28 protein-coding genes are annotated in these 26,608 nt (G+C 47.1%); 6 read left to right on the top strand and 22 right to left on the bottom strand.

Annotated features, from left to right (window positions below; all coding sequences use genetic code 11):
* Positions 1-137: 137 nt before the first annotated feature.
* From hisIE to hprK, 13 genes are all read right to left on the bottom strand, one after another.
* Complete coding sequence (gene hisIE, locus J7E38_RS07960; RefSeq protein ID WP_214706363.1) at positions 138-782, bottom strand: bifunctional phosphoribosyl-AMP cyclohydrolase/phosphoribosyl-ATP diphosphatase HisIE; 645 nt, start codon at positions 780-782, stop codon at positions 138-140.
* Complete coding sequence (hisF, locus tag J7E38_RS07955) at positions 779-1,537, bottom strand: imidazole glycerol phosphate synthase subunit HisF (protein WP_214706361.1); 759 nt, start codon at positions 1,535-1,537, stop codon at positions 779-781. Before hisF ends, hisIE begins: the two co-directional genes overlap by 4 nt.
* Positions 1,537-2,268 carry a 1-(5-phosphoribosyl)-5-[(5-phosphoribosylamino)methylideneamino]imidazole-4-carboxamide isomerase gene (hisA, locus tag J7E38_RS07950; protein ID WP_214706360.1) on the bottom strand — a complete coding sequence of 244 codons (732 nt, stop codon included), beginning with the start codon at positions 2,266-2,268 and terminating at the stop codon, positions 1,537-1,539. Before hisA ends, hisF begins: the two co-directional genes overlap by 1 nt.
* Positions 2,265-2,906, bottom strand: coding sequence for an imidazole glycerol phosphate synthase subunit HisH (hisH, locus tag J7E38_RS07945; RefSeq protein WP_214706359.1), 642 nt, complete (start codon positions 2,904-2,906; stop codon positions 2,265-2,267). Before hisH ends, hisA begins: the two co-directional genes overlap by 4 nt.
* 77 nt (positions 2,907-2,983) lie before the next feature.
* On the bottom strand, positions 2,984-3,571 hold the full coding sequence (hisB, locus tag J7E38_RS07940) for an imidazoleglycerol-phosphate dehydratase HisB (protein ID WP_214706358.1): 588 nt from the start codon (positions 3,569-3,571) through the stop codon (positions 2,984-2,986).
* A 23-nt stretch (positions 3,572-3,594) separates the two neighbouring features.
* The gene (gene hisD / locus J7E38_RS07935; RefSeq protein WP_214706357.1) at positions 3,595-4,860 is read right to left on the bottom strand and encodes a histidinol dehydrogenase; all 1,266 of its coding nucleotides are present in this window, start codon (positions 4,858-4,860) and stop codon (positions 3,595-3,597) included.
* A 28-nt stretch (positions 4,861-4,888) separates the two neighbouring features.
* Entirely contained in the window at positions 4,889-5,512 is a 624-nt protein-coding gene (gene hisG, locus J7E38_RS07930; RefSeq protein WP_214706356.1) for an ATP phosphoribosyltransferase, read from the bottom strand.
* Positions 5,509-6,684, bottom strand: a complete 1,176-nt coding sequence (locus J7E38_RS07925; RefSeq protein ID WP_214706355.1) for an ATP phosphoribosyltransferase regulatory subunit — start codon at positions 6,682-6,684, stop codon at positions 5,509-5,511. The genes hisG and J7E38_RS07925 overlap by 4 nt, the downstream gene beginning before the upstream one ends.
* A gap of 549 nt (positions 6,685-7,233) precedes the next feature.
* Entirely contained in the window at positions 7,234-7,776 is a 543-nt protein-coding gene (locus J7E38_RS07920) for an acyltransferase (RefSeq protein ID WP_214706353.1), read from the bottom strand.
* Between the two features lies 1 nt (position 7,777).
* Positions 7,778-8,422, bottom strand: coding sequence for a pyrophosphatase PpaX (gene ppaX, locus J7E38_RS07915; protein ID WP_214706351.1), 645 nt, complete (start codon positions 8,420-8,422; stop codon positions 7,778-7,780).
* Complete coding sequence (locus J7E38_RS07910; RefSeq protein ID WP_214706349.1) at positions 8,412-9,356, bottom strand: nucleoside recognition domain-containing protein; 945 nt, start codon at positions 9,354-9,356, stop codon at positions 8,412-8,414. The genes ppaX and J7E38_RS07910 overlap by 11 nt, the downstream gene beginning before the upstream one ends.
* Before the next feature lie 75 nt (positions 9,357-9,431).
* A complete protein-coding gene (gene lgt / locus J7E38_RS07905; RefSeq protein ID WP_214706347.1) occupies positions 9,432-10,244 on the bottom strand; it encodes a prolipoprotein diacylglyceryl transferase in 813 nt (270 codons plus the stop codon).
* Between the two features lie 146 nt (positions 10,245-10,390).
* On the bottom strand, positions 10,391-11,326 hold the full coding sequence (gene hprK, locus J7E38_RS07900) for an HPr(Ser) kinase/phosphatase (protein WP_214706345.1): 936 nt from the start codon (positions 11,324-11,326) through the stop codon (positions 10,391-10,393).
* A 253-nt stretch (positions 11,327-11,579) separates the two neighbouring features.
* Between hprK and nagA the strand changes: the two genes are divergently transcribed.
* From nagA to J7E38_RS07875, 5 genes are all read left to right on the top strand, one after another.
* Complete coding sequence (gene nagA / locus J7E38_RS07895) at positions 11,580-12,752, top strand: N-acetylglucosamine-6-phosphate deacetylase (RefSeq protein ID WP_214706343.1); 1,173 nt, start codon at positions 11,580-11,582, stop codon at positions 12,750-12,752.
* 22 nt (positions 12,753-12,774) lie between these two features.
* Positions 12,775-13,500, top strand: coding sequence for a glucosamine-6-phosphate deaminase (gene nagB / locus J7E38_RS07890; RefSeq protein WP_214706341.1), 726 nt, complete (start codon positions 12,775-12,777; stop codon positions 13,498-13,500).
* 41 nt (positions 13,501-13,541) lie between these two features.
* On the top strand, positions 13,542-14,267 hold the full coding sequence (locus tag J7E38_RS07885; RefSeq protein WP_214706340.1) for a GntR family transcriptional regulator: 726 nt from the start codon (positions 13,542-13,544) through the stop codon (positions 14,265-14,267).
* A gap of 279 nt (positions 14,268-14,546) precedes the next feature.
* Positions 14,547-14,774, top strand: coding sequence for a DUF2164 domain-containing protein (locus tag J7E38_RS07880; protein ID WP_214706339.1), 228 nt, complete (start codon positions 14,547-14,549; stop codon positions 14,772-14,774).
* Between the two features lie 109 nt (positions 14,775-14,883).
* A complete protein-coding gene (locus J7E38_RS07875) occupies positions 14,884-15,615 on the top strand; it encodes an N-acetylmuramoyl-L-alanine amidase (protein ID WP_214706338.1) in 732 nt (243 codons plus the stop codon).
* Positions 15,616-15,673: 58 nt separating this feature from the next.
* Here the strand turns inward: J7E38_RS07875 and J7E38_RS07870 are convergent, their stop codons facing one another.
* From J7E38_RS07870 to J7E38_RS07855, 4 genes are read right to left on the bottom strand one after another with little or no spacing between them, the layout of a single operon-like run.
* Positions 15,674-16,036 carry a phage holin family protein gene (locus tag J7E38_RS07870; protein ID WP_214706337.1) on the bottom strand — a complete coding sequence of 121 codons (363 nt, stop codon included), beginning with the start codon at positions 16,034-16,036 and terminating at the stop codon, positions 15,674-15,676.
* Between the two features lie 2 nt (positions 16,037-16,038).
* On the bottom strand, positions 16,039-16,230 hold the full coding sequence (locus tag J7E38_RS07865) for a PspC domain-containing protein (protein WP_214706336.1): 192 nt from the start codon (positions 16,228-16,230) through the stop codon (positions 16,039-16,041).
* Positions 16,231-16,243: 13 nt separating this feature from the next.
* Positions 16,244-17,356: a DUF4097 family beta strand repeat-containing protein gene (locus tag J7E38_RS07860; RefSeq protein WP_214706335.1), complete on the bottom strand. Its 1,113-nt coding sequence runs from the start codon at positions 17,354-17,356 to the stop codon at positions 16,244-16,246.
* Positions 17,357-17,368: 12 nt separating this feature from the next.
* Positions 17,369-17,683 (bottom strand): magnetosome magnetite crystal formation protein family, encoded by a 315-nt coding sequence (locus J7E38_RS07855; RefSeq protein WP_214706333.1) that lies wholly within the window; start codon positions 17,681-17,683, stop codon positions 17,369-17,371.
* A gap of 476 nt (positions 17,684-18,159) precedes the next feature.
* On the opposite strand from J7E38_RS07855, the gene J7E38_RS07850 reads away from it, so the two are divergent.
* Entirely contained in the window at positions 18,160-19,029 is an 870-nt protein-coding gene (locus J7E38_RS07850; protein WP_214706331.1) for a polysaccharide deacetylase family protein, read from the top strand.
* A 62-nt stretch (positions 19,030-19,091) separates the two neighbouring features.
* On the opposite strand, the gene uvrA is transcribed toward J7E38_RS07850, so the two are convergent.
* The 5 genes from uvrA to J7E38_RS07825 all read right to left on the bottom strand — a co-directional run bounded on the left by uvrA (position 19,092) and on the right by J7E38_RS07825 (position 26,550).
* Positions 19,092-21,971: an excinuclease ABC subunit UvrA gene (gene uvrA / locus J7E38_RS07845; protein WP_214706330.1), complete on the bottom strand. Its 2,880-nt coding sequence runs from the start codon at positions 21,969-21,971 to the stop codon at positions 19,092-19,094.
* Between the two features lie 7 nt (positions 21,972-21,978).
* Positions 21,979-23,958 carry an excinuclease ABC subunit UvrB gene (gene uvrB / locus J7E38_RS07840; protein ID WP_214706329.1) on the bottom strand — a complete coding sequence of 660 codons (1,980 nt, stop codon included), beginning with the start codon at positions 23,956-23,958 and terminating at the stop codon, positions 21,979-21,981.
* Between the two features lie 299 nt (positions 23,959-24,257).
* Entirely contained in the window at positions 24,258-24,485 is a 228-nt protein-coding gene (locus J7E38_RS07835) for a CsbA family protein (protein WP_214706328.1), read from the bottom strand.
* A gap of 140 nt (positions 24,486-24,625) precedes the next feature.
* A complete protein-coding gene (locus J7E38_RS07830; RefSeq protein ID WP_214706327.1) occupies positions 24,626-25,867 on the bottom strand; it encodes an EAL and HDOD domain-containing protein in 1,242 nt (413 codons plus the stop codon).
* 125 nt (positions 25,868-25,992) lie between these two features.
* Positions 25,993-26,550, bottom strand: coding sequence for a helix-turn-helix domain-containing protein (locus J7E38_RS07825; RefSeq protein ID WP_214706326.1), 558 nt, complete (start codon positions 26,548-26,550; stop codon positions 25,993-25,995).
* Positions 26,551-26,608: the final 58 nt, after the last annotated feature.

Below are 26,608 nucleotides of genomic sequence, written 5' to 3'. Positions count from 1 at the left end.
AAATAAAATCTTCATCTACTGCAAGGAGAATCCTATCTACCATGGATCTCGTTTTAACCGGCACAAACAAAGGCCGAACCTACTCCCCGGGAAAGAACTTCTTCGATTAGTAGTGGACAGCAAAAAACCAGCGCATTTCACTCTCCTGCGCTGGGTTTCTTCCTTTTATTCAAGACTCCGAGCACTTCTTTCAATGGGAGCTTTTGTTCCTGCAGCAATACCATCAGGTGGTAGAGCAGGTCGGCGGCTTCCCACTTAAGTTCTTCGGCGTCTCGGTTTTTGGCGGCGATGATGACTTCCGCTGCCTCTTCTCCGACTTTCTTTAAAATCTTGTCCACGCCTTTTTCGAAAAGATAGGTGGTGTAGGCGCCTTCTGGCATGTCCTGTTCACGGTCGCGGATTGTTTTTTCCAATTCAAGCATGACGGCGAAATCGGTTAAAGCTGTGTTTTCTGTGGTCGTCTTATCAAGGAGATTTTCCGAGAAACAGCTGACTGCGCCTGTATGGCATGCAGGACCGGCTGGTTCAACGAGAACGACAAGTGCGTCACCATCACAATCGTACTTGATCTCAACGATTTTCTGGGTATTCCCGCTTGTTGCGCCTTTATGCCAGAGCTCCTGGCGGGAACGGCTGTAAAACCAGGTTTCGCGTGTTTCCAGTGATTTGGAGAGTGATTCTTCATTCATGTAGGCGACGGTCAAGACTTCGCGGGTGGAAGCGTCCTGAACGACCGCAGGAATCAGGCCATTGCTGTCAAATTTCAAATCTTCTACTTTCATCGTACAGTCACTCCTTTTTCGCGCAGATGGGATTTTACTTCTTTTACAGACGTTTCACGGTAGTGGAAAATCGAAGCTGCGAGGGCTGCATCCGCTTTTCCATCTATAAATGCATCGACAAAATGGTCGGCATTTCCGGCGCCGCCTGAGGCAATCACCGGAACGGTTACCGCTTCACTGACGGCACGTGTCAACGCGAGATCAAAACCATTTTTTTCACCGTCGCTGTCCATGCTTGTCAGCAGGATTTCCCCTGCACCAAGGCGGACGGCTTCTTTCGCCCAGTCGATGACTTTCCAGTTTGTCGGCGTGCGGCCGCCATGCGTATATACTCGCCATGTACCGAGTTCAGGGTCATATTTTGCATCGATCGCAACGACGATGCACTGGGCTCCGAAGAAATCAGAGCCTTCCGAAATCAGTTTCGGATTGTTCACAGCTGCCGTATTCAGAGACACTTTATCGGCACCAGAGCGGAGCATCCTCTTCATGTCCTCAAGAGTATTGATTCCGCCGCCTACCGTAAAAGGAATCGCCAGTTCGGAAGCCACTTCCCTGACAACCTCGACCATCGTTTTCCGGCCTTCGACAGATGCGGAAATATCAAGGAATACGAGCTCGTCTGCTCCCTGCTCATCATAGAACCTCGCAAGCTCAACCGGATCGCCGGCATCGCGAAGCTGAACGAATTGAATGCCTTTTACGACGCGGCCTTCTTTTACATCAAGACAGGGGATGATTCGCTTGCTCAGCATCAGGCATTCCCCATTTCCAGCGCAGCTTTTACCGAGAAACGGCTTTCATAGATGGCTTTGCCGACAATCGCGCCGCTGATGCCATCTTCACGAAGCTGGCGTAGGGCTGCCAAATCATCAAGCGTGCTGACACCGCCGGACGCAATGACGCTTTTTCCTGTTTCCAATGCCAACTGGCGGGTTGCCTCGACATTCGGGCCTGCAAGCGTACCGTCGGTTGCAATATCGGTGAAAATAAACGTCTCCGCTCCAGCATCAGCGAATCTTTTGCCAAGCTCGACGGCACTTACCTCCGAAGTGTTCAGCCAGCCGTGCGTTGCCACGAAGCCATTTTTTGCATCAAGGCCGATCGCGATTTTCGCGCCGTACTTCCGGACCATCTCCTCTGCAAACTCAGGATTGGAAACAGCAATGCTGCCGATGATGACACGGGTGACGCCATTCTCAAGATAGTGGTTGATGTCCGCCTCGCTGCGAATCCCGCCGCCTATTTGGACGTTCACGCCAAGCTCCTGGGCAGCCTGGATGACGAACTGGTCGTTGACTCTTTTGCCATCCCTGGCCCCGTCAAGGTCGACCATGTGAATCCATTCCGCTCCTTCAGCGGCGAATTTCTTTGCCATTTCAAAAGGGGAATCCCCATAAACCGTTTCCTTATCATAATCGCCCTGCAGCAGCCGGACACATTTTCCGCCGCGCATGTCGATTGCCGGGTAGATTGTGAATTTCATCGCTCAGACTTCCTTTCTGCTGCCAATTCCGTGAAATTGCGGAGCAGGCTCATTCCCATGTCACTGCTTTTCTCCGGATGGAATTGCATGCCGTAGATATTCCCCCTGCCAACGATGGCCGGCACTTCAATATCGTAATAATCACCGACTGCGACCAGCACGTCCTGGTTATCCGTTTTTACATAATAGGAATGGACGAAGTAGACATAATCCTCTTCAAGTGAAGCGAGCAATGGCGAATTACCGGTAAAACGAAGCTTGTTCCATCCCATATGCGGAACCTTATAGGCATCCCCTTCGGCTGTTCGGCCGCTGAAACGTCCGACTTTCCCAGGAAGAAGACTGAGCCCTTTTGTCTTACCGTTCTCTGTGCTTTCTTCAAAAAGCAGCTGCATGCCAAGGCAAATCCCAAGCACAGGCTTGCCGGTCGCCGCAAAATCACGGATCATGTCTGCCAGACCAGTCCGATTCAACACGTCCATCGCGTCACGGAATGAGCCTACTCCCGGAACAAGGAGTGCATCTGCTTCCATTAATCCGTCTTTGTATTGTGAGATAAAATAGGGCGCATCCAGCCGTTCGAGCGCTTTGCTGACGCTGAACAGATTGCCCATGCCGTAATCGACGATGCCAATCATGGTTTAACTTCCTTCCGTTTGAAAATCAGTTGCTATTTAAAGACCACTGTTCAGCTCCCCCTCGATTTGAGACACCTTTACAGCATCCCCTTCGTTGATGGAACGCCTTTTACGCGCGGGTCGATGGTCGTTGCTTCATCAAGTGCCCGGCCAAGTGCTTTAAATACCGCCTCAATCATGTGATGCGTGTTTTTACCGTAATGGACGATGACATGAAGGTTCATCCTCGCTTCAAGTGCCAGCTTCCACAGGAACTCATGGACAAGCTCGACATCGAAAGTGCCGACCTGCTGCGATGGGAATTCTGCGCGCATTTCAAGATGCGGCCGGTTGCTTAAGTCGATGACTACCTGGGCAAGTGCCTCATCCATTGGAACAAACGCGTTTCCATAGCGCTTGATTCCCTTTTTATCGCCAAGTGCCTCACGTAGAGCCTGGCCGATGCAGATGCCGATATCTTCGGTTGTGTGGTGACCATCGACCTCAACATCTCCATTTGCGTCCACAGACAAATCAAATTGTCCGTGCTTTGCGAATAAATCAAGCATGTGTGATAGGAAAGGTAAGCCGGTTTCGAGAGAGGACTTCCCTTCCCCATCGATGCCAAACGTCAAATCTATTTTCGTTTCATTTGTATATCTGTTCACTGTTGCCGTCCGTTCCATGATTTTACCTCCGGATCAAAATCTTATTTAAGTCGTGCCTCTACTGCACGGGCGTGAGCTTCAAGCCCCTCGAGCCTTGCGAATTCAGCAATCTTCGCTCCATTGGCGTTCATCGCCTGCTCACTGTATAAAATCACGCTCGATTTTTTCTGGAAATCCTCGACGCTGAGCGGACTCGAAAAGCGCGCTGTTCCATTCGTAGGCAGGACGTGGTTTGGTCCGGCAAAATAATCGCCAACCGGTTCCGAACTGTATCTGCCAAGGAAAATCGCTCCTGCATGCTTTATTTTACCGAGCAATTCGACTGGATTTTCCGTAACGACCTCAAGATGCTCCGGAGCCAGCTGATTGATCGCTCCGATGGCTTCTTCCAGATTAGCCGCAACATAGATTGCCCCGAAATCCTCGATCGCAACTGTGGCGATATCCTTTCGCGGCAAGTGTGACAGCTGTTTATACACCTCGTCCAGCACGTCTTCTGCCAGAGTCCGGGATGTGGTCACAAGGACTGCGCACGCACGCGGATCATGCTCCGCCTGGGATAGCAGGTCGGCCGCAATTTCATTGGCTCGCGCTGTGTCGTCGGCAAGAATCCCGATTTCACTTGGGCCTGCAATCATATCGATGGCGACATCGCCGAACACCTCGCGCTTGGCGAGGGCGACATAAATATTGCCGGGACCGGTGATCTTATCGACCGGCATGATCGTTTCCGTTCCATATGCCAGAGCCGCAATTGCCTGGGCTCCGCCGACTTTATAGATTTCTTTTACCCCTGCGATGTCGGCCGCAACCAGCACACCCGCCGGAAGCTTCCCATCTCGGCCGGGTGGCGAAACCATGACGATTCGCTCCACACCTGCCGTTTTTGCGGGAATGACATTCATCAATACAGATGATGGGTATGCTGCAGTTCCACCCGGGACATATACACCGACAGAATCGAGCGGTGTCACCTTCTGGCCAAGCATCGTGCCATTTTCCTCTGTCGTCATCCACGATGGGCGCAGCTGCTTTTCGTGGTATGTGCGGATATTAGCTGCTGCTTCAGTGATGATGTCCACTAACTCACTGCTGACTGCTTTATAAGCTTCAGAAATCTCTTCTTGTGTTACTCTGAATTCATCAAGCATCACAGAGTCGAATTTTTCGGTAAAAGCCTTAAGAGCCTGGTCGCCCGCAACCCTGACTTCCGCGATGATCGCCTTCACGGCCTTGCGCTGGTCTTCCGTTCCGCCATCCACGGTCCGTTTCAGTGACAAATTGCCGTCTATCTGTAAAATTTCCACCAAAATCAAATCCTTTCAGATTCAACTATCAGATTACTTCATTCAATCTCTTGATCAATTCGCTGATGCGCTCGTCCTTGATCCGGTAGCTGACCGGGTTCACGATCAGCCTTGAGGTCACGCCGGTAATCGTTTCGTATTCGACGAGGCCGTTTTCTTTCAGGGTCCTGCCAGTTGATACGATATCGACAATCCGATCGGCAAGGCCAATCAGTGGCGCAAGCTCAATCGATCCGTTTAATTTGATGATCTCGACCTGCTCGCCCTGTTCACGGAAATAAGCAGCAGCGATATTTGGATATTTCGTCGCGATTTTCGGTGCGACATCATTCATTTTTGTATCAGGGAGCCCTGCGACAGCGAGGTAGCAGCCGCTGATTTTTAAATCGAGCAGCTCGTACACATCGCGTTCTTCCTCAAGCAGGACGTCCTTCCCGGCAATTCCGAGATCGGCGACACCATGCTCTACATATGTTGCCACATCCATTGGCTTGGCGAGGATGAAGCGGAAATTTTCTTCTTCGACATCGATAATCAACTTGCGCGAGTCATCGAATTCAGGAGGAAGATTGAATCCCGCGTTGCGCAGCAGTTCGACTGCTTCGGTAAAAATCCTGCCCTTCGGCATCGCGATCGTCAGCTGTTCATTCATTGCGTTCCCTCCTTCCCTACAAGGAAAACGACATTGGCAAAAACATTTGAACACGCATCAAGATTGCGGACCGCGCTGATATCCTGCAGGACGATCCGTTCACCGTCTCCCCTTTTTTGCGCCGCCATCTGATAGGCTTCCTTCCTTCGTTCCGGACTAAAAAGAATGCAAGTGACAGGCTCTGGCTCTCCGAGGTCTCCGAGACTTTCAAGCAGACGGTCCAGCCTGATGGCAAATCCTGTCGCTCCGGTTGTTTTGCCGAATTTCTCGAGTAATTTGTCATAGCGCCCGCCATTGCCGATTGGAAAACCGACCATTCCGGCATATACCTCGAATAGAATTCCTGTATAGTAGCTCATATGGCTTACAATTGTCAGATCGAACTTGATTCGGCTGCTTTCTCCAAAATTCTCGATGACATCCCAGAGCAGCTTCAGTTCGTCAAGCGCCGCTCTGCCTTTCCCGTTCTCGACAAGTTCCAGCGCTTTGCCGATCACTTCAGGGCCGCCGCGCAATTCCAGGAAGGCAAGCAGCCTTTGCGAATCAATCGATGAAAGAGGCAGTGATTTGACATGCTCACGATAGCCAACATAATTTTTCTCATATAAAAATTTCGTCAATTCCCTGGCCCGTTCCTCGTTTCCAAGGATCTGCACGAATAATTCGTTGACGAAGCCTACATGTCCAACTGAAAGCTGGAATTGTTCCAAACCTGCTTTTTTCAGTGAGGAAATCGCCAAGGCAATCATTTCGCCATCAGCACTGACAGAATCGTCGCCGATACACTCGACCCCGATTTGTTCAAACTCTGCCGGCCTGCCACCTTCACGTTGCTGGGCACGGTAGACGTTCGCCGAATAAGCCAGTCTTAACGGTATCTGGTCTTTGTAAAGCTTGGACGCCGCAACCCTGGCGATTGGAGCGGTCATATCGGGCCGCAGCACCAAAGTGTGCCCCTGCTGGTCCAGCAGCTTGAACAATTGCTGATCCAGTATTGCCGATGCCGTTCCGACCGTTTCGTAATATTCGAGCGCAGGGGTTTCTATGAACTGAAAACCCCAGCGTTTCATTTCCATTTCGATTGAGCTGCGGACCCTTTCCTTCGCTTCATGCAAATCCGGTAGTGTATCCCGCATGCCAAGCGGTTTTTCAAACATGAATAATCTACTCAATATGGTCACCCTCTTCGTTGCCGATGTGGTTGGTTTATTATTGGAATTCTTTAGTTTGTTGCCTGTGTGGTTTACTTATCGGAACTCTCTAGTTCGTTGTTTGCATGGTTACTTTTGACTTAATTCTTTGGTTTACTTTCGATTTAACAATTTGGTTCACGTTGATTTAATCATTAGGTTTACTTTTGATTTAATTATCGGAATCCTTTAGTTCGCTAATATGGTAACAAGATGAAGTTATATGTAGTGTACCGTTCATTCTATTATCCGTCAACCGTTAGCTCTTCATGTTTATAATTTTTCATGCTTGTTTTTCTAAAAAGGGTTCTGAATGTAAAAAATGTCTTCATTACTGTAGAAATTGCAGCCTGCATGGAGGTATAGAGCTGGGGAATTATACTTTTTTGGCGAAAATCAAAATATATCGACCACATTTCACGATATATCAGCGGATTTTCGATTTTATCGACCACATTTTGCAATATATCAGCGGATTTTCAATTATATCGACCAAGTGCCTTTTCAGAGACAAAAAAAAGCGAAGCGGAATCAATTCCGTTCGCTTTTTGTTCCATAAATTTCATCATCTGCCCAGCGCTCAGCTAGTTCTTCCTTTGTGTAGATGACGCGCATCGGGTTTCCTCCGACGAAGGCGCCTTCGGGGACGTCTTTGTGGACGAGTGTCCCTGCGGAGACGATGGCGCCGTCGCCGATCTTGATGCCGGGCATGATCGTTGAATTGGCGCCGATCATGACTTCGCTGCCGATTTCGACATCGCCGAGACGGTATTCCTTGATCAAGTATTCATGTGCAAGGATGGTCGTGTTATAGCCGATGACGGTATTGCGTCCGACCGAAATTTTTTCCGGGAACATGACATCCAGCATGACCATCAACGCAAAAGAAGTCTGTTCACCGATCTTCATCCGTAAAAATGTACGGTACAGCCAGTTTTTCATCCCGAGAAAGGGCGTGTAGCGTGCTGCCTGGATGACGACAAAATTCTTGACGACCTTCCAGAAAGGGACGGTCTTATAAACATGCCAGAGTGAATTGGCGCCTTCTACACGATAGCGTGTCGTCCGTCTCATCCTACACCCCGAGGATCGGCAGGATATCAGCCATATTTTCCAGCATATAATCCGGATTGTATTGCTCCAGATGCTCTCTCCCCTTGATGGACCAGGCTACAGCAGCAGTCTTTGTGCCGGCATTTTTGCCGCCAAGGATGTCATGGTGGTTATCGCCGACCATGATCGCGCGTTCAGGCGAGGAACCAAGCATGTCCAATGCTTTTAAAAGCGGCTCCGGATCCGGCTTTGCTTTTTCGACATGGTCCAATGCGACGACGACTTCGAAAAACTCATCAAGCCCTGTCAGCTTCATGCCCATCTGCACAACATCCGAAAGCTTTGTCGTGACGATTCCAAGGTGGAAGCCATTCTCTTTCAGCGTCCTCACTGTTTCGTACACACCTTCGAAACTTTTTACCAAGAGGTCATGGTTTGCCAGGTTGTAAGTACGGTAGGTTTTAATCATTTCCTCGTAGCCTTCGGGATCCATTGGCTCAAATGTATCCTTGAGCGATGGCCCTAAAAACGGAAGGACATCCTCCCGTTTGTACTGGCCCGGAAAATAAGTTTCCATTGTATGGAGGAAAGATGAAATAATCAATTCGTTGGTATCAATCAAAGTCCCGTCGAGATCGAACAGGACCGTATCTATTTTATTGCTCATATACTGCTTCCTTTCTCTTTGCAAGATCCGCGCGGTTCCACACGAATGCAACTACTGTTGTCAATAAAATTGCCACCCCAAGGCGGATCAGCAACAGCGGCAGCACCGGGATTCCAAGCGGAACAAAAATTAATGTATCCTCAACGACTGCGTGGCAGGAAACAAGGAAAATGAACGCAAGCGTGACATCCTTTTTGCTGACTCCATCCTCCTGGACTGCCTGGATCATTACACCCGCACCGTATGCGAGGCCGAACAGCAGGCCGGCTGCCATCGTCGTCGAGGTGTTCTCCTTCATGCCCAGTGCTCTTGTCGCCGGCGCCATCCATCTTGAAAAAACGGCAAGCCATTGTCGATCCTTCATGATCTGAACGATGACCATCAGCGGGATGACGATGATGGCCAGCTGGAAGATACCAATACCGGCTTTGGTGATGCTTTCAAGAAGAATCGGTCCCCAGCCAGAAACCTCTTCCCCTTTAGCAGGGATCATCCCATATTTTGCGATTTCAGTACCGCCATTCCAGACAAGGTTGATGATAATCGCCGATAAGAACGCAAGCCCCAGCCGGACAAAGACGATGATCCAAAGCTTGACGCCGACCTTGACGGCCACACTTGATTCCACCAGCATATTATGCGAAAAGCTCAGCATCACGGCGATGATGAACACTTCTTTTACCGTCAAATCAAGCGTCAGTATTGCTCCGATTGCCGCATACAGATTAAGGAAGTTCCCGATGACAAGCGGAATCGCCGCATCTCCCGACAAGCCGAGCAATGACATCAGCGGTGTAATAACGTCGATGATCCACGGCAGGACAGGAGTATATTTAAGGATTGAAACAATCAGTGTCACTGGAAAAATGACTTTTCCCAGTGCCCATGTTGTATTCAAGCCAACCATCAACCCTCTTTTCAATGAAGAACCCATTGAAGCATCTCTCCCATTTTTCAGCCTATATATAATGTATTGAGTTGGTTGCCTTTTTAGTAACCCGTAGTTTTTCTAGTTTTCTAAATATCTTACTTTTGAATAACCCTTGACTCTCCTGTAGACCCATACCCCAATTGCAAAAACAATCAGTGCGATCGAGATGGTCTGGGCAATCCTTAGCGTATCTGTCAGCATCAAGCTGTCGGTGCGCATGCCTTCGACAAAGAAGCGTCCGATTGAATACCAGATGACATAGCTGAGGAAAAGTTCGCCGCGGCCAAGGTTGACCCTGCGCAAGGACATAAGCAGGATGAAACCAAGCAAATTCCAGATCGATTCATACAAGAATGTTGGATGATAATAGGTTCCGTTGATATACATCTGGTTGATGATGAACTCCGGAAGATGCAGGTTCTCTAAAAATGCCCGGGTGACTTCCCCGCCATGCGCTTCCTGGTTCATGAAATTGCCCCAGCGGCCGATTGCCTGGCCAAGGATGATGCTTGGAGCAGCGATATCCGCAAGCTTCCAGAATGAAACATTCCTTGCCTTCGTAAAGAAATAGGTTGTGGCTACAGCTCCGATCAATGCGCCATGAATCGCAATCCCGCCATTCCAGACCTTAAAAATCTCGCCTGGATACTGTGCGTAATAATCCCACTGGAAGATAACATAATAAATCCTCGCTGAAATGATGGCGATCGGAATCGCCCAGAGCATCAAGTCTGCAAATATATCTTTTGGCAACCCGCGTCGTTCGGCTTCGCGCATGGCAATCCATAACGCCAGCGCAATTCCAAGTCCGATGATGACGCCGTACCAATGCACCTGGATCGGTCCAAGCGTAAAGGCAATCGGGTCGATCGGCTGAATATTCTTTTCCATATCATTTCCCCTTATTCTATATAAAAGTTAAATGTACCAGCACTTTGACCGTGTTTAATCAAACGTTTGATTAAGGCTCTTTTTGTAAACTTTCTTTCTTTTGTCATGCGTTCTACTATAGAAGTACTTATCAAAAGCGTTTCAATTTAATGTTCATCATGGTCGCCATCCTCAATGACGTCAGACAGCCTGTTGGTGAATTGTTCTGCTGCGTTCATCCCCATGCGCTTCAGCCTGAAGTTCATCGCGGCTACCTCAATGATGACAGCGAGGTTACGGCCTGGACGGACCGGAATCGTAAGCTTTGTGATATCGGTGTCGAGGATTCTCATTTTTTCTTCATCAAGACCCAATCTGTCATATGATTTTTTCTGGTCCCAGATTTCGAGATCGATGATCAGGGAAATGCGTTTATGTGAGCGTACAGCACCTGCTCCGAACAGTGTCATCACATTGATGATGCCCACGCCGCGAATTTCGAGCAGATGTTCAATGAGATCAGGCGAGTTTCCGACGAGTGTCCCGATATCCTCCTGGCGGATCTCAACACAATCATCCGCTACCAGACGGTGTCCGCGTTTGACCAGTTCCAGCGCGGTTTCACTTTTACCGACACCGCTTTTGCCTGTGATCAAAACGCCAATCCCATATAGATCGACCAGTACACCATGTACGGCAGTAGTTGGTGCCAGCTTGCTCTCCAGATAGTTTGTCAGATGACTTGAAAGCCTTGTTGTTTTTTGCTTCGACCTCATAACCGGAACAGATTCGCGTTCGGCCGCTTCAATCAATTCAGCCGGAACTTCCATGTCCCTTGTAACGATGATGCCCGGCGTAATATCTGTACAGAGCTTTTCCATCCGCTCTGTCCTTTCACGAGGGTTCAACTTTTCAAAGAAGGTCAATTCTGTTTTACCAAGCAACTGCAGGCGCTCTGCAGGATAATATTCAAAATAACCGGCAATCTCGAGTCCCGGCCTGGAGATATCAGTGGTCGTGATCGGACGGTTGATGCCTTCCTCTCCACTTAGCAATTCCATTTCGAATTTCTCGATGATGTCTTTAGTGCGGACTTTTGGCAAAGAAAGTTCCTCCTTTATTAGGACATTTTTTTCCACATGATCACAATACTTTATATTTTAGCACTTTTTCAGGCAGAACCAAATACAAGGAGTCAAAAAACACCATTGTTGTTATTCAATCTAAGTAAGGTTTTTTTGAAACAAATGTCTATACCAGTCACAGTTGATGTTAGTTTTTGTATAGTGGTATAGACAACCAAAAGTTTCTCTTTGTATAATGAAAGTAATTAGGACACATTTTTCGGGTGATAGGATGAAAGAATTATTGCTTGTTAACGCCAGGATTTTAACCGAAGAGACCCTGATCCAAAGAGGATATCTTTATATTAAAGATGGGAAAATTTCTGATATCGGGCCTGTTTCTTCCCTCCCCCAGCATCATGCAGACTTAGTGGACCTGCCCGAGGACAGCACCATCGTCCCCGGGTTCATTGACGTGCACATCCATGGAGCCGGCGGCGCTGATACGATGGACGCAACCATTGAAGCTCTGTCCACCATGGCTTCGATCCTGCCTGCGGAAGGCACCACCAGTTTTCTTGCTACAACAATCACTCAGGAGCAATCGTCCATTATCAAGGCTTTGGAGAATGCAGCCGAATATATGGGCGGTCATAATCATCCGGGAAAAGCGGAGATGCTCGGGATTCACCTGGAAGGACCCTTCATTAATGAAACTCGCAAAGGGGCCCAGCCTGAGGAATTCATCATCAAACCCGATATCGGACTTTTCGCGAACATGCAGCAAGCATCAGGGAACAATATCAGGCTTGTCACGCTGGCGCCGGAACAAGAGAACGGAATTGAATTTATAGCCTATTTAGTACAAAATGGCGTCATTGCTTCGGTTGGCCATTCAGACGCTACATATACACAGATGTTTGAAGCTGTAAAAGCCGGTGTGAGCCATGTAACCCATTTATTTAATGGAATGCGCGGCATGCACCACCGCGATCCGGGAGTCGCAGGGGCTGCGCTGCTTTTAGATGAGTTAAAAATCGAGCTGATTGCGGATGGAATCCATGTTGTACCAGAAATGCTTGATTTAGCGATCCGGACAAAGGGAAAAGATGGTGTCATTCTAATTACCGATTCCATGAGGGCGAAATGCCTTAAAAATGGTATATACGACCTTGGCGGGCAAGCAGTGAAGGTTGCGGACGGTAAAGCTCTTTTAGCAGATGGAACGCTTGCCGGCAGTATTTTAAAAATGAAGGATTCCTTGAAGAATATGATGGAATTCACTGGCATCAGTCTTGAGGATGCAGTAAAGCTCGCGAGCGAGAATCCTGCCAGACAGCTGAAGGTTTTCGATCGGAAAGGAAGCATTGCTGCCGGAAAGGATGCCGATCTTGTTGTGCTGGACAGCAGCCACGAAGTATCTATGACTATTTGCCGGGGGATCACCAGCTATATGCGCTTATAACCATACTGAAAGAGGTGATGATGTGAAACTGATCCAAATTATAAATTACGCAGAGCTTAGCCAGCAGGCAGCAGCGCAAATCATCTCCCGCCTCAAAGAGAATCCAGCGCTCAACCTTGGCCTTGCTACTGGAAGTACACCGACCGGACTTTATCAGGAACTTATAAAAGACCATCAGCAGAACGGGACTTCCTACCAACAAGTAAACACCTTCAATCTTGATGAATACATTGGCGTTCCGAAAAAGGATCAACACAGCTATCACTACTTCATGTGTGAGAAGCTGTTCGAACACATCGATATCCCGCTTGACCAGACCCATATACCTGATGGGACAGCAAAGGATTTTACCAAAGAATGTACACGTTATGAACAGTTCATTCAGGAGCATGGAGGTATCGACCTGCAGGTTCTCGGGATCGGACAGAATGGCCATATCGGTTTTAACGAACCAGGAACGTCCTTTGAGAGCAGGACGCACATCGTCGACCTGTCGGAAAGCACACTTAATGCAAATTCGAGGTTTTTCACTTCTATTGATGATGTCCCCAGACAGGCGATTACTATGGGAATTGCAACAATCATGGATAGCAGGGAAATCTTCTTGCTTGTATCCGGCACTGCCAAAGCTGAGGCGCTTGCCCGTTTGATGAATGGCGAAGTCAGTGAACAGTTTCCTGCTTCCATCCTGAAAAAGCACCAGAATGTGACGATATTTGCCGATAAAGAAGCAGCAGCTATGCTTTAATCATGCCATAAAGGAAACGATAGCAGTCAGGAGAATGACCGATGATTGATAAAAACTCACCCATACCGATATACCATCAGCTTGAAGAATATATTAAAAGTCAAATCGAAAGCGGCGAGCTCAAGCCTGATGAAGCCATTCCATCAGAACGCGTCTATGCCGAACAGTTCAAAATCAGCCGAATGACCATCAGGCAGGCGTTGACGAACCTTGTGAATGATGGCTATCTGTACCGTCATAAAGGAAAAGGCACCTTCGTCAATCAAAAGAAAGTCGAACAGCATTTGCAGGGAATGACAAGTTTCACCGAGGACATGAAGGAGCGAGGCCTTACTCCGGGCAGCAGGCTAGTGTCATTCGAAATCATCCCGGCCAGCCGAAAAATTGCCGATACGCTCCATCTCGGTGAACATACACCTCTATTTGAAATCAAGCGTGTCCGACTTGCCGATGATGCCCCGCTGGCTCTTGAAACCACCTATCTCCCGGCCAATCTGGCAAAGGGATTGACGGAGGAAATCATCAATCATTCCCTTTACAAGTACATCGAGGAAAAATTATCGCTGACGATCCATGAAGCGACACAGGAAATCGAGGCGGCAATCGCGAAGGAACACGAATTGCCACTGCTTGAAATTGACAAAGGCTCGCCTGTTTTGCTGATCCACAGAACTTCTTACTTAAAGGACGGCACACCTTTCGAATACGTAAAGTCAGCCTATCGCGCCGACCGCTATAAATTTGTTCATAGTATGCAGCGGTTATGACCATTTTGCAGAGACCCTAGAGCAGGGCCTTTTTTTTTTCGCTGATATTTAAAACTGAAAATCCCCCCTACTAAGAAAGCATCCATTCCAAAGCTCACCCAGCTTTTCATGCTTGTCGCGCCGTCCATATAAATTCCTACAAAAATTTTAGTTAAGGGCTCTATTGTCGATGCCATAAGAAAATTTAGCTTATTTCCACGGAAATAATCGAACGTCTTTGTCGAATAGTTTGTCTGATTGGCTTAAAATGGGGGTAATAAATGTTAAGGAGTAGATAAGATGCTTAAGAACTTCCAGATTGATGATTCTGCGAGGAATCAAATGACCGAAGAAATCAAAAGGTATTTCCTTGAAGAACGAGGGGAAGAGCTGGGGGATTTGGCTGCTATGTTGATTCTTGAATTTTTCGCGGACAAGCTCGCCCCTCAATTTTACAATAAAGGAATCCAGGACGGGCATGAGTTCATGTCACAGCGTCTGGACGACATATTTGAACTGAACAAATAAGGAAACACCGTATGGATAATCGCCTATATCCCATCTCACTATGTCCTTTTCCTGGCTTTGGTCATATATATACTGATGAGGAAATCTTTTATCGGAAGGTGTGAAAAACATGAAGATCATGCTTGATGCTGGGCATGGCTACAACACCCCGGGTAAGCGAAGTCCTGATGGTTTGAGAGAATATGAGTTTAACAGGGCCGTGGCGAACTACGCCAAACAGCTGCTGGAAAACTACAAGAATGTCACCGTGTACTTTTCTCATTCCGATCAGCGAGATGTGTCTTTGACAGCAAGGACTGACAAGGCAAACAGCCTGAATGTGGATATATTTGTATCAATTCATGCCAATGCGTTCGGCAGCGGGGGCTGGAATAATGTCGGCGGTATTGAGACATATGTCTATCCATCCAGGCCGCCTGTAGCGAATCAGCTGGCCCAAAAAATCCAGCGCAATCTTGTCATCGCTACAGGTCTCGAGAACCGAGGGGTAAGAACGGCCGATTTCCATGTCCTGAGGGAAACAAAAATGGATGCCGTCCTGGTGGAGGGCGGATTTATGACAAACCGGAACGAAGTGGAACTGCTGCGCTCCGAAACGTACCGAAGAACAGTAGCCGAAGGCATTGTCACGGCTTTGGCAGAGCAGTTCAAGCTCCAGAGAAAGGATAATGCGAAACCTGTTCCTGCTGCCTCTTCTGCGCCGGCAAAATCTGCTGCAGCAGCGAGAAAAGGCGGATTGTATAAAGTCCAGGCAGGGGCATTCGAAGATGAGCGTAACGCCGAAGAGCTTGCAGCACGTTTAAGGAAGGCGGGCTTTGAAGCCTTTATTGAACAAGAATAGGAAAAGGCCGACACTCCAAGTGCCGGCCTTTGCTTTTTTATTTAGCGAGATTCATTTATCAGCGCTTTTTATCCGATTCACGCAACACCGTGTTCTGGATAACCAGGTTTGCGATGGACATGATCACCGCTGTAAGCAGCGCCATGCCAAAACCATCTATTTCAAAAGAACTCCCCATCAGGCTGTCTGTCAGCATCAGCGTGACCGCGTTAATGACAAACAGGAACAGCCCCAGGCTAAGGACTGTGACAGGGAGCGTCAAAATGATTAAAATCGGCTTAACCAGTATATTCAAGATTGAAAGAATGAAGCTGGCGCCTAGTGCAGCACCGAATCCTGACAGATAAATTTCATTTTCGAAATACCCGGCAAGAGCCATGAAAAGAATGGCGTTAATGACGATCCCCAACAGCCATCTCATTTTTAATTGCCCTCCCTGTTCGGCAGTGCAAACACAAGCACAAGATACAGGAGGGCCATCGGAAAGAATGCGGTACTGAAAAGCAGAATCACAAACAGGATTCGCAGCAGGGCTGCCTTCACTCCAAAGGATTCTGCCATACCCCCTAGCACTCCTGCAAGCATCCGGTTCGTCCGGGAACGGGATAATTTCATGATTAACACCTTCCTACTGCTGTTGTATTAGTTTTTTCACCACTATCGAACCCGTTTTGGTGTCAGCGTGAAGCCTGACAGCTTTTTGCCCGCCATCAGCAGGCTTGAAGCGAAGGTGTTTCTGGACCATATCACTTTTCTCCTCAACGACCTGTATGCCATCGAGCTCGATGGTAAATCCGCCAAGATTCGATTTGAGCTCACCACTGGCCGGCGTTTTTTCCGGCAGGTGCACCTCGATGCTTCCTGTTGTCGCCTTCACTTCCACGCTTTCGCAATCCTTGTTATTTACAATGCATGTCACATTTCCATTAAAGGACTGAAGATCGACTTGGTCAAAAAAGCCATCCGCCTTGATTGCGCCATTGATTGTTTCAACTTCAAGATCCTTGATTGCGCTTCGCTGGATGCTGATTTGGCCACTCACCGTTTCCGTTTCCAGCTTGCCACACTCAAGATTCTCGAGAGACACTTTGCCGTTGGCTGTTTTTGCGCGGCAATCCTTTACGGTTAAGTTTTCACCTTCAATGGATCCATTAAACAAGCGGATCCGAACATTTTCATAGTCTTCTTTCGGAATATGGATAACAGCATCAACCTTCATCCATTTTTGCTGGACCGAAAACCGGAGCTTTTGATTTTCAACCGTAAAAATCGCGTCCTCTAAAAACTTCTTGCGTGCCTCATCCTGGTTTTCGACCCGGTACACTTTCGCACTACACTCGACCCGCACATCCTTTTGTTCCCACGGTACTACTTTTACCGAACCATTCGCCATATCAATGTCCACCTGGTTCAAATAAGTATCTCCCTGCTGGAAGATATGCGTGATATCAACGGAGTGGCCAAAATTCAGGTCCAAATCGAAATCCTTAATTTTTTTGAAGGCAGAATCAACAAAATCAAGTACTTTATCTTTTACAGAATTGAAATTATACGCAGTGAAATCTTCTTTTTTGAATTCTTCTTTCTTGGCTTCTTCAAAATTCACATTCGTTGATAGAGCAGTTGATTTTTGGGCCTGTGTTTTCCCCTGCTCCAGCTGCTCGATCAGGAACAATGCTTCATCCACCGTCATTTTTCCCTCTTCAACAAGCTTTAAAATCCGTTTTCTTTCCTCTTTCATGGTTCATCCTCCTCAATTTGTGTTAAGCACTTTTATTCCTTTAACCAAATTCCATACCAGGACAATGAAACTCAATATAACCATTAAAATCGCGCTGCTGAACATGAATATGGGGAATTCCCCTGCTCCTCCGTTAAAATCAATGAACACGGCAATTAAAATAAGCGGTAAAGGGATCAGTGGTATAAGATGCGACATCAGCGCTTTCTTCGCATGAAACTTAACATCACTATCATCTGAAGCAAAATAAGCAACCAGAGGGAACAAAATCCCGGCAAACATAATACTGAAATAGCACAAAGCTGACAGAATCCTTTTCGTATCCATCCTCTTCATCTCCTTAGCAATTAATACGCAGCGGAGTCTAAGAAGTTTCATTTATTTAGGCTCTTTTCTCAAATTTTGTTACTATTGCCTACAAAATAGGATTGAATTACCTAGGATTATTCACACCATTCACGACTATTGAGAAAAGAGCTTGCAAACTTAGTACCGATATCCAAAATGGCTATCATCACGTTAGAATCGGCTTTAGGATTTTAACAATAACCTTTACGAAAACAGCCGTTATTTAAGAAATTAGTTCGACAAATCGCCTAAAAACCCCTGTCACCTCCCGTTACATTTAACGAACCTTCTGTGAACTTCGGATTTATGAATTCCCACTATTTTCTTATTCAAATTAAGCTGGTATACTATTATCCTGTAATTATATAGAAATATTTCTGTAACAAACATGAAATATACACGTCTAAGTAAGTGAAAACATTTTAGAAATCAGCGAGGGATGCAGAGTGTTCAGCTTGAAAAGTAAAACAGCCAGATGGTGCACTGTTGTTTGTTTAGTTGGGGGACTAATCACTTCCTCTTCTGCCGTGGCAAGCCAGGTGAAAAAGCCTGTGGTCCAGGGATCCAGCGAGCATCAGGAACTCACATCAACTTATCATCGAACCGACGAAGTGTTAAAAAAACTTGAAACAAAGCCTCCTAGATTTATAGTAAGTGAAACCCAATATAAAGATCAACCGACTCCAGACGTAGCAGACCCTCCCTCTGAAGACCCAGCCAAAGCGCCTTCAAAAACTGTCTACCTAACATTTGATGACGGACCACATAAGGTCTCAGGCCAAATCTTATCGCTCCTGGATGAGTTTGACGCAAAGGCTACCTTTTTTATGCTGGACGGCAATATCAGGAACTTTCCAGACGCTGTAAAAAAGATGGCAGAAGCCGGCCACAGTCTCGGAGCGCATGGAGTCACCCATGACAAAACGAAAATCTATCAGTCTCCGCAAACCGTCGTCGCTGAAATGGACCAGACACTGAATACGATCAAAGAAATCACTGGGATTGATTCGACGCTGATTCGCACACCATATGGAAGCGCCCCTTATATGAAGGATCCTTATAAAAAAGCGGTCAGTGACAAAGGATACCAGCTGTGGGATTGGAATGTCGACAGCAAAGACTGGTATTACCGCGATAAACGGCTGGTTGACAACACAATTGCCCAGGTTGCTGAAAAGGCAAAGAAGGATGAGCCGCTCGTCATCCTCCTGCATGAAAGAGAAGAAACCCTTGCCCAACTTCCTGAATTGCTGGAGTACTTGAAAAAGCAAAACTATGATTTTAAAGCGCTCGATACCGAAATGATCCCCATTCAATTGAAATAGTGCAATTTAATTCTTCACGCAAAAAATCTCTTCCTGAAAAGGAAGAGATTTTTTCATATAGATTAAGCATTGCTCGTGCTTTTTTCTTTTTCCTGAATCTGTTCTTTCATCCGCAGTCTGTCTCGTTCCAATATTGGCTTAAGGTAACGGCCGGTATAGGATTCTTCCACTTCGGCGATTTTTTCCGGAGTGCCGGTAGCGACGATGGTGCCGCCGCGGTCTCCGCCTTCCGGTCCGAGGTCGACGATATAGTCGGCAGCCTTGATGACATCGAGATTATGCTCGATGACCAGCACGGTGTCACCATTTTCAACAAGACGCTGGAGGACCACAAGCAGACGGGAGATATCATCCACATGCAAACCGGTTGTCGGCTCATCGAGGATGTAAAGTGAACGTCCCGTTGAGCGCCGGTGAAGTTCGGATGCCAGCTTGACGCGCTGCGCTTCCCCGCCGGAAAGGGTTGTCGCCGGCTGGCCGAGTTTGATATAGCCAAGGCCGACATCGTAAATCGTCTGCAACTTGCGGGCGATTTTCGGGATGTTGGCGAAGAATTCGACCCCTGCTTCTACCGTCATATCAAGGATATCGGAAATATTCTTTCCTTTGTACTTCACTTCCAAAGTCTCACGGTTGTAACGCTTGCCATGGCAGACTTCACATGGGACGTAAACGTCAGGCAGGAAGTGCATCTCGATTTTGATGATGCCGTCCCCGCGGCAGGCTTCACAGCGTCCGCCTTTGACATTGAAGCTGAAGCGGCCTTTTTTATAGCCGCGCACTTTCGCTTCATTCGTCGATGCAAACACATCACGGATATCATCGAACACGCCGGTGTAGGTTGCCGGGTTTGATCTTGGCGTACGGCCGATTGGTGACTGGTCAATATCGATGACCTTGTCGAGGTGATCGACACCTTTCATTTCCTTGAACTCGCCTGGCTTGCTTTTTGCTCTGTGAAGCTTCATCGCCAGTGACTTATGAAGGATTTCGTTGATCAGCGTACTTTTACCGGAACCGGATACACCAGTGACGGCCATGAAGGTTCCGAGCGGGAACTTCACATTGACATTTTTCAGGTTGTTTTCCTTTGCACCTTTGATTTCGATATAGCGGCCGTCTGGTTTGCGGCGCTCGATTGGCAGCGGAATGAACTTTTTACCAGATAGATACTGGCCCGTCAGCGAATTCGGATCATCCATTACCTCAGCGGGCGTACCCTGGGAGATGATTTCCCCACCATGGACACCTGCGCCAGGGCCGATATCGATCAGGTGGTCAGCTGCAAGCATCGTATCTTCATCATGCTCGACAACAATCAAGGTGTTGCCGATGTCACGCATGTTTTTCAGGGTATCAATCAGCCTGTCATTGTCGCGCTGATGCAAACCGATGGACGGCTCATCCAGAATGTATAGAACTCCGGTGAGACGCGAACCAATCTGGGTTGCCAGCCGGATTCGCTGGGCTTCCCCGCCGGATAACGTCCCGGCAGCTCGGCTCAACGTCAGATAATCCAGACCCACATTTATCAGGAAGCCAAGTCGCTCCGTGATTTCACGGAAAATCATGTTCGCAATCTTCATTTCTTTTTCAGAAAGTTCAAGGCCCTCGAAAAATTGGTGTGCTTCCTCAACCGACAATGCTGTCACTTCACCGATATGGCGGCCATCAACTAGTACTGCCAGGGTTTCACGCTTCAGCCTGTAGCCCTTGCATGTCGGGCAAGCATGCTCGCCCATATACTTCTCCATCTGCTCGCGGATAAAGTCAGAGCTGGTTTCTTTATAGCGGCGTTCAACATTTTTCAACACGCCCTCAAATACAATATAGTTCTCGCGGACCTGTCCCCAGTCATTTTCGTAACGGAAATAAATCCGGTCCTTTTCCGAACCATACAGGATTTTTTCCAGCTGATTGTCAGGCAGATCCTTTACCGGCATATCCATATCGATTCCATAATGATTGCAGACAGCCTCAAGCAACTGCGGATAGTATTGCGAGCTGGTTGGCTCCCATGGGGCGATCGCATGCTGCTTTAATGAAAGCTCCTTATTGGGAATGACCAGGTCGACATCAACCTCCAGCTTTGCGCCGAGCCCGTCACATTCCGGGCAGGCACCGAATGGGCTGTTGAATGAGAACATGCGAGGCTCAAGCTCGCCGATTGAAAAACCGCAAATCGGGCAGGCATGGTTCTCGCTGAACATCAATTCCTCCTCACCCATTACGTCAATCAGCACATTCCCTTCACCAAGCTTGAGCGCCGATTCAAGGGAATCCGCCAAACGTGCAGCAATCCCTTCCTTGATGACAATCCGGTCGATGACGACTTCAATCGAATGCTTCTTGTTCTTTTCAAGCTCGATTTCATCACCCAGGTCGAGCATCTCCCCGTCAACACGGACACGGACATAGCCCTGCTTTTTGACATCCTCGAGGACTTTGGCATGGGTGCCCTTACGGCCGGATACGAGCGGTGCCATGATTTGCAGCTTTGTTCTCTCCGGATATTCCAGCACGCGGTCGACCATCTGTTCAATCGTCTGTGAGGTAATCTCGATATTATGCACCGGGCAGGTTGGTCTTCCCACCCTTGCAAATAACAGTCGTAAGTAATCATAAATCTCAGTCACCGTTCCCACAGTTGAACGCGGGTTCCGGCTTGTTGTTTTCTGGTCGATGGAAATCGCCGGGGACAATCCTTCGATCGAATCGACATCCGGCTTGTCCATCTGGCCGAGGAACTGGCGTGCGTATGCAGACAATGATTCCACATAACGGCGCTGCCCTTCAGCGTAAATCGTATCGAACGCCAGCGAGGACTTCCCTGAACCGGAAAGTCCTGTCAGCACAACAAGCTTGTCTCTCGGAATGGTGACATCTATATTTTTCAAATTGTGGGCCCTGGCGCCTTTGACAATCAGTTTATCCATAGCCATATTATCGTCATCCTTCCGCTTTTAACTCAAGAATGAGGTCACGCAGCTCGGCCGCCCGTTCGAAGTTGAGAGCCTTCGCTGCTTCCTTCATTTCCTTTTCCATATTTAAAATCACTTGTTCGCGATCTTTCTTTGTCAGCTTCTTCAGACCTTCTGCCGGACTGTATGCTTCCTGATCCTCGGCAGCAATCGTCGCACGAATTACGTCGCGGATACTCTTCTGGATCGTCTGCGGTGTGATGCCATGCTTTTTGTTATATGCTTCCTGGATTTCACGGCGGCGCTTCGTTTCACTGATCGCCTTTGTCATCGAATCGGTCATTTTGTCAGCATACATGATGACATGCCCGTTCGAATTCCTCGCCGCACGTCCAATCGTCTGGATGAGAGATCTTTCTGAACGGAGGAAGCCTTCCTTATCGGCATCGAGAATCGTCACCAGCGAAACCTCAGGGATATCCAATCCTTCTCTCAAAAGGTTGATTCCGATCAGGACATCATATTTACCAAGCCGCAGCTCGCGGATGATTTCAATCCGCTCAAGCGTCTTGACCTCTGAGTGGAGATACTGGACCTTGATGCCGATTTCCTTCAGGTAATCGGTGAGATCTTCGGACATTTTCTTCGTCAAAGTTGTTACCAGTACACGCTCGTTCCGCTTCGTCCGCTCCTGGATTTCACCAATCAGGTCATCGATCTGGCCTTCAATCGGCCTAACATCGATCGTCGGATCAAGCAATCCAGTCGGACGGATGATTTGCTGAACCATTTCCGGCGTATGCTCCAGTTCGTACGGACCTGGAGTTGCCGATACAAACACAGCTTGTTTGACATGTGTCTCAAATTCGGCAAAAGTCAGCGGACGGTTGTCCATCGCTGACGGCAGGCGGAAGCCATGGTCTACCAGCACCTGCTTACGTGCCTGGTCACCATTAAACATTCCCCGTATTTGCGGCAATGTAACATGCGACTCATCGACAACAATCAAAAAGTCATCTGGGAAGTAATCAAGCAATGTATATGGAGTCGCACCCGCAGGCCTTAAAGTCAGGTGGCGCGAGTAGTTTTCGATGCCGGAACAGAAGCCCATTTCGCGCATCATTTCAAGGTCATACCTTGTACGCTGTTCAAGCCTTTGGGCCTCAAGCAATTTCTCCTCGGCACGAAGCACTTCTAGGCGCTCCTCCAATTCTTTTTCGATATTCTCAATGGCAATCTTCATCTTTTCTTCGCGGGTTACGAAGTGGGATGCCGGGAAGATCGCGACATGGTCACGTTCACCGATGATCTCGCCAGTGAGCGCATCGACCTCGCGGATCCGGTCAATCTCATCACCGAAAAACTCGATCCTCATGCAATGCTCATCACGCGATGCCGGGAAGATCTCGACGACATCCCCGCGGACACGGAACGTCCCGCGCTTGAAGTCAATGTCATTCCGTTCATACTGGACATCGACCAGCTTGTGGAGCAGTTTGTTCCTTTCTATCTCCATGCCGGTCCTCAAAGACACGACCATGTCACGGTATTCATCTGGATTACCGAGACCATAGATGCAGGATACACTGGCAATGATTATGACATCCTTGCGCTCGAATAACGACGATGTAGCCGAGTGTCGCAGCTTGTCGATCTCATCATTGATGCTCGCATCTTTTTCAATGAATGTATCTGTTTGAGGCACATATGCTTCTGGCTGGTAGTAATCATAGTAACTGACAAAATACTCAACAGCATTGTTCGGGAAAAATTCCTTGAACTCACTGTAGAGCTGCCCTGCCAATGTCTTGTTGTGGGCAATGACAAGCGTGGGCTTGTTCACTTCCTTGATGACATTTGAAATCGTGAACGTCTTCCCTGTTCCTGTCGCACCAAGAAGCGTCTGATGCTTCTTGTTATCGCGAATGCCTTTCACCAGCTCAGTTATTGCCGCAGGCTGGTCTCCCTGCGGGGAATATTTCGAGACTAATTCAAATTGGTCCTTCACAGAAAAGCCTCCTGTAATTAAATTTCTGTCGGCTCTATTTCGTAACGAAATAAGAACCTTCCTATATATAAGCCTTACATGGTTGTCAAAAAAGTCATATCCTCATTCTACCACAAAGCAGGTAAAACAAACCAACAAAAAGCGAACAAACATTCGAATTGTTATTCTTCTTTCATAAGAGCTGTTGAGCCATGTCGAATGATTGTTAATCAAATGTTTGATTGAACTTCGTTTTGACTTGCTGCAATAGGAAAAACCTGCCGAATAGAATTCGACAGGCTTGATTTCACTTTTTTCAGCTATTTCTTATTCCGTCTCCTCATCTGATTGGCCAGAAAGAAGCCGAACGTCAAAGAGAACGCATCGACGACAATCAGCAGGAAGGAATCCGTATACCCTTTATAAACAGAAGCCGCGATCAACGCGACCGTCAATACAAGCGCAAGGACATGGTTATAGGCAACCCGGGTAAAAAACACGACCATGAAACCAGGCAGGAGCAGTGCGGATAAATATTTCAGCACCAATGGAAAAACACCTCATTCAGAGAGAATTTCGAACTTTTTCAAAATGACTTTATCTATGTAAAAAATATAGCTTTTTTGGCGGCAGGTTACAAGAATTTACTTTACAAAAGAAAAAAGCATGCAGCTGCATGCTTTAAAGATTATGGATTCACTTCAGTCAAAACCTTGGCGGCCCAGTCACTTGCTTCGCCATACAGCCTGAAAAGCTCTTCCTTTGTCATCGTGGTCGGGTTAAAAGCAAGCTCAAGATTTTCATGGAAGGCTTGCTCAATATCTTTTAAAAACTCAAGCATAGCGTATTCGTCATTCTTTTCACCGGATAAGGCATCCTTCAATTCATTGCTCAGCGGCAAGTCATCCAGCAAGTCCTCCATTGGGTGGTGCAGCAAAGAATCCATCAGGGAAAACATTCCAAGCAGGAAGTATTTGGAGGCAAGCACTTCTCTTCCTACCTTCCTGCCAATCAGTTCCCCAAGCTTTCCCCGCTTAAGGGACAATTCGATGATTTCCCGTTCCTTGGAATTGCCGGCTCCTTTGTCTGCTCCTCTTATTGCCAATACATAAATCCATTTTTTGATTTCATTTAGACCCAATAGAATGATCGCCTGCTTTATAGAGGAGACCTGGTTTCTTGGCCGGAATACCGGATTATTGATCAACCTTAATAGTTTATAGGAAAGCGAGATATCCTTTTCAATGACATTCTTGATTTTTTCAAGGTCAGGTTCAGGATTCTCGACTTCTTTTAAGATTTGAAAATAGGAATGGTAGTATGACGGAATATCATAGCTATTTAAAATAACCGGCTTGCTGAAGTAAAAACCCTGGAAATAGACGAAGCCATCTTCTTTCGCTTCCAAGTATTCTTCGATTGTTTCAACTTTTTCAGCAAGAAACTGGATGTCCCTGCCCTTTAAAAACCGAACCATTTCCTGCCTGTCCGTTCGGCTTGTCGACCGGAAATCAATCTTGATGATATCAATATAGTCCAATAACTGGACAGTCAATTCATTCCACTGGGAAACAAAAAAATCATCAAGTGCGATTGTGTATCCATGAGACTTCAACTCTTGGCAAATATTTAAAATCTCTTCATTCAGCTCAACGGTCTCAAGAATTTCCACAACGATTGATAATGGATTAAAATAAGAAGGCACACCAAGTTTTAATAGTTTTTCAGTAAAATTAATAAAGCAAGGTTTGCCATTCGATAACTCTTTAACACCGATATTCAAGAAACTATTTACAATGACATCCGTTGTAGCCTGGTCCCCATCAGTGTGCTGATAATTATTGACCGTGCTGCTTCTATATAGCAATTCATAAGCTACAGTTTTTTCATTCAGATCAAAAATAGGCTGCCTGGCAACATAAATATCCATACTGACTCCTCCTGGGGACAAGAACCACCATACCTGTAAAAATTAAACAATATTATTATAGGAAAAATATACTATTAATTTACAAGTATTACAAGATGATTCTTTATTTACCAGAAATTGTGAGTTCAAGAATGAATAATCCGTTTGATTTTCTTGCGGATTGATTCTCGCGTCCTCCCGAGCTTTTCCGAGATTTCTCCGAGTGACTTGCCGCAGCAGTAAAATTCCATCAGGAGCTTTTCTTCTTTCTTGGTCCAGGATTTATAATTCGTGACTTGCTTGTCTATTTTGCGCTCCTCTGCCACCCACTCCGGTTCAGGAGGAAGTGTATCAGGTTCAAGTTTGGAAAAATCAATTTTATGGCGGTTGCTTTCCGCCCATGTCCAAAATTCATCGATGTTGATGAAGGTGAATTTCTTCTTATTTCGGGTAATCCGCTGATGGGAATCCAACTCGTGATTAAGGATCCATTGCATGACGGTATTTCGGTCAATCTTGAGGATGTTTGCCAGTTCTCCGGCGGTCAGCATTCCTGTGTATGATTTGGTGTGGGATAGGCCCAATCGGGTGATCTTTACTTCAAGGGCTGTCATACTTCGATTAAGTCTTCTGGCAATGGTAGATAAAGATTGGCTGCCAAGCTGGTCTTTGATTAGCTGTATCTCTTCAGGTGCGTATTTCATTTTAGAACTCAACCGTCCTTTAAACTATCATCATTTTTCTTTAGCTAATTAAAGCACA

It is taken from the genome of Bacillus sp. ISL-35 (genome assembly GCF_018613355.1).
Lineage (GTDB): Bacteria > Bacillota > Bacilli > Bacillales > Cytobacillaceae > Mesobacillus.
The sequence above is the reverse complement of the archived record's forward strand: the minus strand, read 5'-3'. Positions and strand labels throughout refer to the sequence as shown.